General features: G+C 45.1%; 14 protein-coding genes. All 14 read right to left on the bottom strand.

All coding sequences use genetic code 11. The features are described from left to right. Positions 1 to 10 precede the first annotated feature (10 nt). Genes LCY76_RS10495 through LCY76_RS10430 form a run of 14 tightly spaced genes read right to left on the bottom strand, consistent with a single transcriptional unit; the run spans position 11 to position 11,827 of the window. Positions 11 to 1,063 (bottom strand): protein-glutamate methylesterase/protein-glutamine glutaminase, encoded by a 1,053-nt coding sequence (locus LCY76_RS10495; RefSeq protein WP_272885594.1) that lies wholly within the window; start codon positions 1,061 to 1,063, stop codon positions 11 to 13. Continuing rightward, a complete protein-coding gene (locus LCY76_RS10490) occupies positions 1,051 to 1,935 on the bottom strand; it encodes a MinD/ParA family protein (protein ID WP_248252595.1) in 885 nt (294 codons plus the stop codon). Before LCY76_RS10490 ends, LCY76_RS10495 begins: the two co-directional genes overlap by 13 nt. Further along, a complete protein-coding gene (gene flhF / locus LCY76_RS10485; protein WP_248252594.1) occupies positions 1,928 to 3,052 on the bottom strand; it encodes a flagellar biosynthesis GTPase FlhF in 1,125 nt (374 codons plus the stop codon). Before flhF ends, LCY76_RS10490 begins: the two co-directional genes overlap by 8 nt. Beyond that, the gene (gene flhA, locus LCY76_RS10480; protein ID WP_248252593.1) at positions 3,049 to 5,082 is read right to left on the bottom strand and encodes a flagellar biosynthesis protein FlhA; all 2,034 of its coding nucleotides are present in this window, start codon (positions 5,080 to 5,082) and stop codon (positions 3,049 to 3,051) included. Before flhA ends, flhF begins: the two co-directional genes overlap by 4 nt. Before the next feature lie 30 nt (positions 5,083 to 5,112). Next, entirely contained in the window at positions 5,113 to 6,186 is a 1,074-nt protein-coding gene (flhB, locus tag LCY76_RS10475) for a flagellar biosynthesis protein FlhB (RefSeq protein WP_248252592.1), read from the bottom strand. Between the two features lie 5 nt (positions 6,187 to 6,191). After that, positions 6,192 to 6,962, bottom strand: coding sequence for a flagellar biosynthetic protein FliR (gene fliR / locus LCY76_RS10470; protein ID WP_248252591.1), 771 nt, complete (start codon positions 6,960 to 6,962; stop codon positions 6,192 to 6,194). Positions 6,963 to 6,966: 4 nt separating this feature from the next. Continuing rightward, on the bottom strand, positions 6,967 to 7,239 hold the full coding sequence (gene fliQ / locus LCY76_RS10465; protein WP_053354481.1) for a flagellar biosynthesis protein FliQ: 273 nt from the start codon (positions 7,237 to 7,239) through the stop codon (positions 6,967 to 6,969). A gap of 17 nt (positions 7,240 to 7,256) precedes the next feature. Then, on the bottom strand, positions 7,257 to 7,877 hold the full coding sequence (fliP, locus tag LCY76_RS10460; RefSeq protein WP_231689253.1) for a flagellar type III secretion system pore protein FliP: 621 nt from the start codon (positions 7,875 to 7,877) through the stop codon (positions 7,257 to 7,259). Between the two features lie 52 nt (positions 7,878 to 7,929). Then, positions 7,930 to 8,607: a flagellar biosynthetic protein FliO gene (locus tag LCY76_RS10455; protein WP_248252590.1), complete on the bottom strand. Its 678-nt coding sequence runs from the start codon at positions 8,605 to 8,607 to the stop codon at positions 7,930 to 7,932. A 19-nt stretch (positions 8,608 to 8,626) separates the two neighbouring features. Further along, entirely contained in the window at positions 8,627 to 8,989 is a 363-nt protein-coding gene (locus LCY76_RS10450) for a response regulator (protein ID WP_053354484.1), read from the bottom strand. An 18-nt stretch (positions 8,990 to 9,007) separates the two neighbouring features. Further along, complete coding sequence (gene fliY, locus LCY76_RS10445) at positions 9,008 to 10,150, bottom strand: flagellar motor switch phosphatase FliY (protein ID WP_248252589.1); 1,143 nt, start codon at positions 10,148 to 10,150, stop codon at positions 9,008 to 9,010. Position 10,151: 1 nt separating this feature from the next. Continuing rightward, on the bottom strand, positions 10,152 to 11,138 hold the full coding sequence (gene fliM, locus LCY76_RS10440; protein WP_248254647.1) for a flagellar motor switch protein FliM: 987 nt from the start codon (positions 11,136 to 11,138) through the stop codon (positions 10,152 to 10,154). A gap of 29 nt (positions 11,139 to 11,167) precedes the next feature. Then, complete coding sequence (gene fliL, locus LCY76_RS10435) at positions 11,168 to 11,611, bottom strand: flagellar basal body-associated protein FliL (protein WP_248252588.1); 444 nt, start codon at positions 11,609 to 11,611, stop codon at positions 11,168 to 11,170. Next, complete coding sequence (locus LCY76_RS10430) at positions 11,612 to 11,827, bottom strand: flagellar FlbD family protein (protein WP_248252587.1); 216 nt, start codon at positions 11,825 to 11,827, stop codon at positions 11,612 to 11,614. Positions 11,828 to 11,849: the final 22 nt, after the last annotated feature.

Below are 11,849 nucleotides of genomic sequence, written 5' to 3'. Positions count from 1 at the left end.
TTCACCCTGCCTAAACAAAATTTAAAATACTGTCAGCAACATCTTTAATATGAACTACTTGATCTACTACACCGGTAGCAGCGGCTGCTTTTGGCATGCCGTATACGACGGAAGACTCTTCAGACTCAGCAATGATCAGCGATGGTCCTGCTTTTTTTATTGCTAAAATGCCGGAAGAACCATCCGAACCCATACCCGTTAACACAACAGCCATCGCATGGCACCTTACAGCAGATGCACTGTTAAACAGAACATCCACAGAAGGCCGGTGTCCTCTTACGGGTTCACTCGTGTTTAATGATATAGCCAGTCCTTCTCTATCCTGCTTCAGTTCCACATGATACCCTCCTGGTGCCAGATAAGCTGTTCCCGCCCTTAACCTCTCGCCGTCCACTGCTTCTTTTACCTTCACTTTTGATATGGAATCAAGCCTGTCGGCAAGCGAAGCCGTAAATCCTTTCGGCATATGCTGGACGATAACGATAGGCAGGGTTAAGTTACCTGGCAGCTTGGAAAACACGTGGTGAAGAGCTTTAGGGCCCCCGGTAGAAACACCGATTAAGATCACCTTTTGGCCGCCCGGCTTATGTAATGTTGAAATCATCTTTCCGGTATTGAAACAATGATTTGAAGGCCTATCTGCTGAGCTGTCGCCAATTTTTCTATTCTTAAGCGCCGACCTTACTTTAAGAATCAGTTCGACCTTCACTTTTTCGATATCCAAGGAAATCGCTCCCGAAGGCTTTTCAATAAAGTCAAACGCCCCGGCCTCCATTGCAAGAATCGTATTATCGGCCCCAGTTTTTGTTGTGCTGCTGAGCATGATGATCGGTATCTCTTTCAAGGCTGTAATTTTTTTTACCGCCTCTATTCCGGTAAGCACCGGCATCTCGACATCCATTGTTATGACGTCCGGATTAAGATCCATCGCCTTGCTGAACGCTTCTTCCCCGTTTCTTGCTGAGCCGACAACCTCAATGCCTTCTGCAGAATTCAGCATATCACTGATCATCTTTCGCATAAAAGCAGAGTCGTCAGCCACCAAAACTTTTATCTTTTCCAAGATTCATCTCTGCCTTTCTTAAAAAAAGCCGTGAGCCTTTCAATAAAACGCTGATAGCTAATAGACTGTTCTTCATTCACATTCCCTGAGAACTGATGTGCCGCTCTGATGATCCCAGCACTTGCTGGTGATCGGGGCTGGTGCAGCAGAAACGGTTTCTGCCGCTTTACAGCGAGCTGAACGGAAGGATCAAAGGGAACAGATCCAAGATTCTTAATCTCTTTGTTAAGAAACTCACTTGTTACCTTTGCCAAACGCTGATGAACTTCTATTGCCTCCCGGGTACTCCGGCATTGATTGATTACCGTAAAAACCGGAAGTTCTGGGCATCTGGCATGAAGCATTTTGATCATAGAGTACGCATCGGTAACAGACGTAATCTCCGGGGTTGTAACAAGAATAGCTTCATGCCCGGCCATGAGAAAATTCAGGCTTGTCTCTGAAACACCCGCCCCGATGTCAAAAACGATATATTCATAGATACTGGAAAGGTCCTGAAGCTGCGCAGCAAAAAATGCTGATTTTCTTTCGTCCATATCAACCATCCGGGTGAGGCCGCTCCCCCCGGCAATAAAGCTTAGATTGCCAGGGCCCTTTTCAATGATTTCCCAGATAGATAGCCGCTGGTCCAGAAGGTCAACGATCGTTCTCCTAGAAGGAGACCCTAGCAGAATATTGACATTTCCCATCCCGATATCAAGGTCGACCAGCAGCACCCTCTTTCCCAGCTTGCTAAGTGCCAGAGAAAAATTCACCGCTATGTTGGACTTGCCGACTCCGCCCTTTCCGCTCAAAACGGAAAATACTTTCGTCGGCTGTTCAGATGAAGCCGCTTCTATCTTCAAACGCAGAATTTCAGCTTGATCACGCATTCACTTTTGCCTCTAAGAACATTTCAATGATATCTTCCGGTTTTGGTTCAAATATATCGTCAGGAACATTTTGTCCATTTGTAATGTAAGCGGCTGATATACGCTCCTCGATCAAGAGGTTCATCAAGGAACCGAGCGATGACGTTTCATCCTTTTTTGTAAAAATATATCGATCAATACCCGCTTCTTTAAATTGCTCGATCGTCTTTTTCATATCTTCAAATTTGGAAGTTAATGATAAGACCAGATAGTTCGTCATCTCATCATTTGATACCAGAAGGCCCTGTAGTTCATGCACGTACGTGCTGTTCAGAAAATTGCGGCCCGCACTATCGGTCAATACCAGATCACACTCGCTGAACTCCCTTTTTGCAAGCTGAAAATCTTCTGCACTGTGCGCTACTTTTATCGGTACATCTAAAATGGCGGCATAAGTTTTCAACTGCTCGATCGCAGCGATCCGGTAAGTGTCTGTTGTAATAAAAGCAACCTTTTTCCCATCATTCAGCTTGGCTTTTGCTGCCAGCTTCGCCAAGGTAGTCGTCTTGCCAACTCCCGTCGGTCCCATGACGTTTAAATATTTTGTTTCATAGTTAAAACCGTTCCAGCCATCATTCTTGATCCGGCTGAGCATCCAATCTGAAATCCAGGGAAACCAATCAATGTCTTTGTTTTCGCTGCCATGCAGCAAGTCACACTTCTCTGCCATCTCTGAAACGATTGAGGCAATCACAGATTCACTCAGACCGCGATTCCGTAAGAAGCCTTCCCAGAACGGGATGGATTCATGGATGACAGTGCCGGAATCCCCAGATGACAATCGTTTTACCATCTGTTTCAATTCATTGATGTCTTGGGTTAAACTCTTCGCAGTTTTGTCTGGTTCATTCTGCAACGGAGGACTATCTTGCCTGTTTACCGGATGTTTTTTTGTGGCAGGCACCGGTTCTGCATCAAGAAGAGCAACTATTTCAATGCTCGTCTTTGTAAAGAACCCCATAAAACCACCGGTCTGGACCTCCCGGCTTTGCAAAATGACCGCTTCACTTCCAAGCTCTCCCCGAATTTTTTTCATAGCTTCCTGAATGGTAGGAGCGCTGTATTTTTTCACCTTCATATATTCACTACTCCTATGCTTTGAACCTCCAGCTCCGGCTCCAGCTCGTTATACGATAAGATGACCAGATCAGGCATGTAGCGTTCGAGCAGCTGCCTTACATACATGCGCACTGCGGGCGAACAGAGAAGGACCGGCGTTTGCCCAAAACTCCTGCTTTGTTCAAGCTCTTTTGAGATATGGTCAAAAATAAGCTGAGAATCTTGCGGATCTAGCGACAAATAATTGCCATGCTCTGTCTGCTGTACGTGATCTGCTATTCTTTTCTCGACCGATCCTCCCAGCGTAATGACTTTTAATGGCTGGTTATCCTGTCCGTATTGTTTTGATATCTGTCTTGAAAGGGCCTGCCTTGCATATTCAGTCAATAGATCAATATCTCTGGACATTTTCCCGAAATCAGCCAGCGTCTCAAAAATAACAGGGAGATTTCGGATGGATATTTTTTCTTTTAATAATTTAGACAGTACTTTCTGAATTTCCCCGACAGAAAGCGGATCAGGTGTTACTTCCTCGATCAGTGTAGGATAGCTTTCTTTCATATGGTCGATGAGCTGCTTTGTCTCCTGGCGGCCGATCAGTTCGTGAGCGTACTTCTTAATGATTTCGGTCAGATGGGTAGAAACGACGGATGGAGGATCCACTACGGTATATCCCGACATTTCTGCCCGTTCCTTCATGTCTTCGGAGATCCATTGGGCTGGGAGTCCAAAAGCGGGCTCCACTGTATCTATCCCTTGAATCGCTTCATCATCAATTCCCGGGCTCATCGCCAGGTAATGATCCAGAAGCAGTTCCCCTTGCGCCACTTCATTGCCCTTGATCTTAATTCTGTATTCATTCGGCTGAAGCTGAATATTGTCACGAATCCGGACAACCGGAACAATCATGCCAAGTTCAAGTGCCAGCTGTCTTCTGATCATGACGACCCTGTCCAGCAGGTCCCCGCCCTGATTGGTATCTGCCAGAGGAATCAGGCTATACCCAAACTCAAATTCGATCGGGTCAACCTGCAGCAGGCTGATGACACTTTCCGGACTTTTAAGCTGTTCTGTTTGAATGTCTTCTTCGATGACTTCATTCATTTCCTTTTGTTGATTTTCTGCTTTTAGCAGCAGATAGCCGCCAATCGCGATAAGGCCTCCAATGGAGATGGTGACAAAATCGTTGATCGGTGTGAAAAGCCCTAAGGCGATGATGGTAGCGGCTGCCACGATGAGCATATGAGGATAGGCTAGAATCTGCCTTGAAATATCATATCCCAGATTTCCTTCAGAAGCGGCTCTTGTAACGATGATCCCGGTGGCGGTAGAAATAATCAATGCCGGAATCTGGCTCACAAGCCCGTCACCCACCGTCAGCAAAGTAAACGTGTGCGCGCTTTCAGCAAAACTTAATCCCATCTGCGTCATGCCGATAATAATACCAAACAGCATGTTGATCAGGACGATAATAATCCCGGCAATGGCATCTCCTTTTACAAACTTACTTGCACCGTCCATCGCCCCGTAGAAATCTGATTCCCGTTCCACCTTTTCTCGTCTTTCTTTCGCTTCACGGTCCGAGATCATCCCTGCGTTCAGGTCAGCATCAATACTCATTTGTTTCCCTGGCATCGCATCCAAAGTAAACCTGGCCGCCACTTCGGAAACACGTTCTGATCCTTTTGTGATAACGATAAATTGAATGACTACTAGTATAAAGAAGACGACAATTCCGACTAAAATATTGCCTCCTACCACAAACTCTCCGAATGTATGGACCACGTTCCCTGCTTTTCCGTACCCCAGAATAGACCTCGTCGTCGATACATTCAGACCGAGCCGAAAAAGTGTTACGAGCAGCAGCAATGAAGGAAAAATGGAAAACTGCAGCGGCTCCTGCATATTCATAGAAATTAATATGATGATAAGCGCCAATGTGATGTTGATGATGATAAAGAAATCGAGCAGCCATGTAGGCAAAGGAATGATCAACATGGCGATGATCATGATTACCCCGACTAAAACGCTAATATCTCTTGCTTTCATTTTTTCCTTCTCTCCTTACATTTGCTGCACTTATTTCTTTAAGTGGTAGACATAAGCCAATATTTCAGCGACTGCCTTAAACAGATCTTCAGGTATAACATCACCGATCTCAGTCCGGCTGTAGAGGGTTCTGGCGAGCGGCCGGTTTTCGACTAAAGCCACCCTGTTCTCCGTGCCTATTTTTTTGATTTTTTGTGCGATCAAATCTACTCCTTTAGCTACGACGACAGGAGCGTCCATTCTCTGATCGTCATATTTTAAGGCGATTGCATAGTGGGTAGGATTGGTAATGATCACATCGGCTTTTGGCACTTCCTGCATCATCCTTCTCATGGCCATCTGCCTCTGTTTCTCTTTAATCTTTGACTTGATTTTCGGGTCACCCTCTGATTTTTTGTATTCATCCTTGATGTCCTGCTTGGACATCCGGATGCTCTTCTCAAAATCAAATTTCTGGTACATAAAATCAAGCAAAGAAAGAAATAGAAGAACGAGAGAAGCATAAAACCCCATTTGAAAAGCCAAACCGCCAAAGATGCCAAGTGCAGATTCCAAGCTGACCTGCGATAATTTCATCAGCTGGTCTTTTTTATTCCATATCACCAGAAAGGTAACTGTACCGATAATGGAAATCTTCAATATGGATTTAATTAGTTCGACCACTGCTCTCATGGAATAGATTTTTTTAAACCCCTGCAGCGGATTGAGCCTTTCAAGCTTCATCTGGACAGCTTCTGCCGAGAACAAAAATCCGGTCTGGATAAAACTCGCAAAAACACCAGCGGCTAGAACAGTCAGTAATACAGGAAGAACGATGCCTGCTGACTCCTGGACAAGATGCACAAACAGCATTTGAACATTTTCTTCTGTCGGCTCGAGCGACAAACCGTTCTGCAGCGAATAGTTCACGAGGTGAAGCAGTTTCCCGGCGGCCGTCTTGCCGGTGAACCAAAGCATTAAAAAAGCGGCGAATAAGGTAACCGCAGTGTTCACGTCCGCGCTTTTGGCAACCTGTCCTTTTTTCTTGCTTTCTTCTTTTTTCTTTGGAGTGGCTTTTTCGGTTTTCTCACCTGAAAAGTACTGCAAGTCAAGATGTAATGGCATGGGTTTCACTCCTGAAGCAACATGAGCAGCTTCCTCATGGCCTGTGCCATCTCATCACTCAAGTACTGTACGCTCATAAAAAACGCCGGCATGATGACGAACAAGATGCAGAATGCTGCAATAATTTTTATCGGAAGGCCAACTGCAAAAATATTGACCTGAGGCACAGTCCGCGCAACTACTCCTAAAGCGAGATCGACGAGAAACAACGAGCCTACGATCGGGAGCGCCATCTGAAATGCGATAACAAACATGGCAGAAAACACGGAGACTGCGTGCCTTGCAACTTCTCCATCTCCCCATCCAAAATGCATGTCAGTGAGAGGTACAAAAGAATAGCTGTAAAATAATCCGTCGATCAGCATGTGATGGCCGTTCAGTGCAAATAGAAACAAGATGGCCAGATTGTATAAAAATTTACCGATCAGCGGTGTCTGAACTCCTGTTTGCGGATCAAACACCCCGGCGATGGCGAACCCCATCTGCAGATCAATGAATCCCCCTGCAACCTGAATCGAAAAGAGCAGGATGGAAGCGATCAGACCAAGCGACAGGCCGACAAGCGCTTCCTTAAAGATCAGAACGATGAAGTCGCTGTTTACTGAAACTACAGGTGATCCAAGGGCGTAAAGCATGATCCAGGAAAGGAAAACAGCCAGTCCTACTTTATGTACGTTCGGTATGTTTCTATAAGAGAAGATCGGTACGGTTGCAAAAAAGGAACCGACTCTGACTAAGATTAATAGAAAAGCAGGGAACGAATTCAAAAAATCCATGCTGTTACAAGCCTACAAAGTGATTTAAATTATTAAATATTTCATACGTGAACGTTACCATTTGAGAAAGCATCCACGGCCCGAAAAATATGAGTGCGATCAGCACAGCTGCTATTTTAGGGATAAAAGCCAGTGTCTGCTCCTGAATCTGGGTAGTCGCCTGAAAGATACTGACGATGAGACCGACAACCAGGGCGATTACGAGGAGCGGACCGCATAACAGGAGTGTCGTGTAGACCCCTTTTTCAGCAATGGATATAACAAATTCTGAATTCATACGATACACCTACTTGTTTAATAGCTTAATAATAGAGATTTCACAATCAAGTACCAGCCGTCAACAAGAATAAACAGCAGGATTTTAAAAGGGAGCGAGATCATGACCGGTGGAAGCATCATCATACCCATCGCCATCAGAACACTTGCCACTACCATATCGATAACAAGAAAGGGAACAAAGATCATGAATCCCATCTGGAAGGCCGATTTCAATTCACTGATCGCATAAGCAGGCACGAGGGCCAATAACGATATATCCTTTATTTTTTCAGGCTTCTTCGCACCGGAGTAATTCAAGAAAAGCTGGAGATCCTTTTCCCTCGTATGCTTAGTCATGAATTCCTTTAAAGGCAGAGTCCCTTTATCAAAGGCTTCCTCCTGTGTAATCTTCCCTTTTATGAGCGGGCCGATGGCATCATGGTTGATCTCCTGAAAGGTGGGAGCCATGATGAAAAATGTCAGGAAGAGTGCAATGCCGACAAGTACCTGGTTGGGAGGCATCTGCTGGGTCGCCAGTGACGTTCTTACAAAAGACAGAACAATTACGATCCTAGTAAAACACGTCATGAGAATTAAGATGCTGGGTGCCAGAGATAAAACCGTCAGCAGAAGCAATAACTGTATCGTGGTTTCCATGCCGCCAGAGCTATGATTGTTTAATAGATCCAGGTTGAGTCCTGGCAGTAGATCACTCATCCGCTTTTCCTTTCTTGCCAAGCAGTTTTAACGCTGATTTCCTGGCGTTTGTCATTTCTTCAAGCTGCGCTTTCATGACACTGGAAAAATCAGCGGAAGATGAAGCCGACTGTCTTTTTTTCAAAAGGCTGTTCCACACTTCTCCCGCCCTCATCGGCAGTTTCGGCGTTTCTGACGGATCCTGCCTTAGCAGTTTCTCAACTTCCTCCTCATCGGTTACTTCCTTCAACAGAGTGACCGATTCACCGACCCCGACAATAAGGACACTTGAGCCGACTTTGACAGCCTGTATGGATCGGTTGGCACCGACACCGATGCCGGCGACAGACTGCAGAGCCTTTCCTTCTTGAAAGTTCTTCGTTCTGCGCTGAATAAATTTCAGTAGATAAATCAATAGAAACAGTACAAATCCCAGGGCGATAATAACCTTAACAAACGTGAGAAAACTGCTTCCTCCGCTCGTAAGGGAAGATTGTTCCTGAACATTTTCCTGCTTCTTACCGCTTTCGCTTTTTTCTGCCTTCTTATCCAGACATTCATAAACGGTCTTGCATTCTGCAGAAGAGGCTCGGGAACTTCCTCCTTCTTCTGCTGAAACAGCTTGATATCCGTTAAAAAGGAGCAGGAAGGAGAACAGTACGCTTGTTGTGCACCTTATAAACTTGCTCAATTGCTGCACCACCTGATGTTTAACTTAATGTTTTATTGATCGCTTCAATAACCCTGTCAGCCTGAAACGGTTTGACGATAAAATCCTTTGCCCCAGCTTGGATTGCATCGATGACCATCGCTTGCTGTCCCATGGCTGAGCACATAATTACTTTCGCGTTTGGATTGATCTTCTTAATTTCTTTTAAGGCTGTGATGCCGTCCATCTCAGGCATTGTGATGTCAAGAGTTACCAGGTCAGGAGCAAGTTCTTTAAACCTTTCAACCGCCTGCAGCCCGTCTCCAGCCTCTCCGCAAACCTCAAAACCGTTCTTGACAAGAATGTCCTTTACCATCATTCGCATAAATGCTGCGTCATCTACTACTAAAATACGTTTAGCCATTATTTTGCCTCCTTGTTATTACCTTAAATTTTGAAGTCTGTCTCTTCTGCTTACGATTTCGGTCACTCTCACCCCGAAGTTTTCATCAATGACGACCACTTCACCCTTGGCGATCAGCTTCTGATTCACAAGAATATCAACCGGTTCTCCTGCAAGCTTGTCCAATTCCAAAATAGAACCTGGTGATAATTCCAGAATATCCTTTATGCTTTTCTTCGTTCTTCCCAGCTCGACTGTTACCTGAAGCGGGATGTCCAGCAGCATATCAAGGTTTTTCGTTTCTGTGAACGTACTGCCGCTGTCTTCAAAGTCAGAAAAGATGGCCGGCTGTACGGAAACAGTTCTTTGCTGAGGTGCTGGTTCAACAGCCTGCTCTGCTCTTGGAACTTCGTTGGCCACAGGCTGCTCAATATGGATAGAAACTTGCTCTTCCATTCCTGGATGCGCCACCGGAACATTCTCCGAAATATCAGACGGACCAGCTGTCATCGGCTCTGGATTCATGAGCTCTTTTACTAGATTTTGTGCAAAATCTGTATGTACAAGCTGCATAATATTCGAGTCGATGAGGTCACCTACTTTCAGGCGGAACGAAACTTTTATAAGAATGTCTTCATTCGAAATGACAGGGGCCGGAGAATCAACGTCTAAAAAGTCAATTGTAGGCGGCGAAATATCCACCCGCTTATTAAAAATTGTAGAAAGCGACGTGGAAGCCGATCCCATCATCTGATTCATCGCTTCACCCACCGCACTGAGCTGCAGCTCCCCAAAGTCAGGTGAAGGATTTGTTCCGTCTCCACCAAGCATGAGGTCTGCGATGATCTGAGCATCAGAAGTCTTGATCACAAGGAGGTTTGCTCCCTGAATGCCTTCCACATATTCCACCTGTACTGCCACGTGCGGAATCGGGAATTCATCCTTTAATTTTTCTTTCGATACAATCGAAACAGCCGGAGTTGTAATCTGCACTTTCTGGTTCAGCAAGGTTGAAAGCGCTGTTGAGGCACTGCCAAAAGATATATTTCCGATCTCTCCTAGCGCATCCTGTTCCATTAGACTCAGGTAATCTTCAATCGAGACATCATCTTCTGAAGAAGAGTCTCCTCCGTTCAGCAATGCATCAATTTCATCTTGTGAGAGCATATTTCCGCCTACCATGTCACTCTTCCCCCTCTAATTGCTCTATGATCTGCACAGCCATCCGTTTTTTCGATTTACCGGGCTGTGCTAAGAATTTCTTGTTGTTTTCCACAAAAACGTCCAATGGTTCATGGATTCCTTTGTTTAACTGGATGATGTCACCTGCGTCAAGCTGTAAGAACTCCTCCACCTTCATATTTGCAGAACCAAGTTCTACAACCATCGGCAGCGGTGTCTGCCTGATTTTCTGTTCGATCAGTGCAGCCTCTTCCGGCATGCTGGCTTTTTGATTGTTCTGCATCCAGTAATGAACAGAAAGCTTCGGTATGATCGGCTCCAATACGACATGAGGAAGACAGACGTTCATCATCCCGCTCGTTTCGCCGATCGTTGTTGTCAACGAGATGACAACAACCGTTTCATTAGGCGAGACCATCTGCAGGAACTGAGGATTCACTTCAAAATCCAGTACAACGGGATCAATTTCCATCACATTGTTCCAGGCTTCCTTGTAATTCGCCAATGCACGTTCAAAAAGCTGAGAGATGATCTTCGTTTCTATTTCTGTCAGGCTGTCTACCTTGTTCATGCTTGCCCCGTAGCCGCCCATAAGCCTGTCAAGCATCGAATAAGCGATGTTGGGGTTGACCTCAACGAGCAGCCTGCCCTCGAGCGGATAGGCTTCAAAAATATTTAAGATTGTCATCCGCGGAATGGAGCGTATAAATTCTTCATAAGGCAGCTGGTCGACTGACGCCACTGATATTTGCACATAGGTTCTGAGCTGAGCTGAGAAATATGTGGTCAGCAGCCGGGCAAAGTTTTCATGAACCCTTGTGATGCTTCTAATCTGATCTTTCGAAAAGCGCAGTGCCCGTTTAAAATCATACGTTCTGACTTTTTGTTCTTTCTCTTCTCTTTTCAGCTCTTCCGCATCCATTTCACCTGTGGAAATTGCAGAAAGCAGCGCGTCAATCTCATTCTGGGAAAGTACTTCCGCCAACAGCCTCACCCCTTTTCTATGATGAATTTTTTCTATTGAATAATCTTTTCAATCGTATAAACTCTTTTAATCTTGCCTTCCTGCATCAGTTTGCTAACCTTGCCCTTCAAGATCCCTTCAAGATGGTTGATCCCTTTTTGGCCCTGAAGGTCAACGGCTTTCATTCCAGACAGTTCATAGATAATAATGTTGTTTACTTGGAACAGCCTTTTTTCCAGCTCAGCTTTTGCATCTTCATTGTCAGCCTGAATTCTGAACTTAATCTTGATGAAGGATTGGTCAGCCAGATTCGTCGTGATCTCTTCCGTCTCAACTGTTACCTTATCCAATTCTTCAGCTGAAGGTTCGGCAACCGCTTCTGTTTTTGATGGCATCTGGAAGAAAACATAATAGCCGATACCCCCCATGATGACCAAAGCGGCCAGCATGGCGATAAGAATGGGTTTGCCCTTAGACTTTTTAACTTCTTGTTCCATTTACAAATCCTCCTTCTTCAACCCCTGAAGGTGAAACGGAGAAATCTTCTGGTAAAAGGAGACGGCTTTTTCTGCGACCTCAGTTTCTGATTCTTTCACCACAAACTTTTTTCCAGAAGTCAGTGTAATGGTCGTATCAGGAAAAGACTGGATTTGTTCAATAAAGACAGCGTTTAAAGTAAATGTCTCTCCGTTTAATTTAGTTAACATAATCATATTATGGGATATAAGTAAGAGG

Origin of the sequence: Fictibacillus marinisediminis (genome assembly GCF_023149135.1) — a bacterium.
Lineage (GTDB): Bacteria > Bacillota > Bacilli > Bacillales > Fictibacillaceae > Fictibacillus_C > Fictibacillus_C marinisediminis.
Note: the sequence above shows the minus strand (reverse complement) of the source record. Positions and strands in the feature narration are given on the sequence as shown.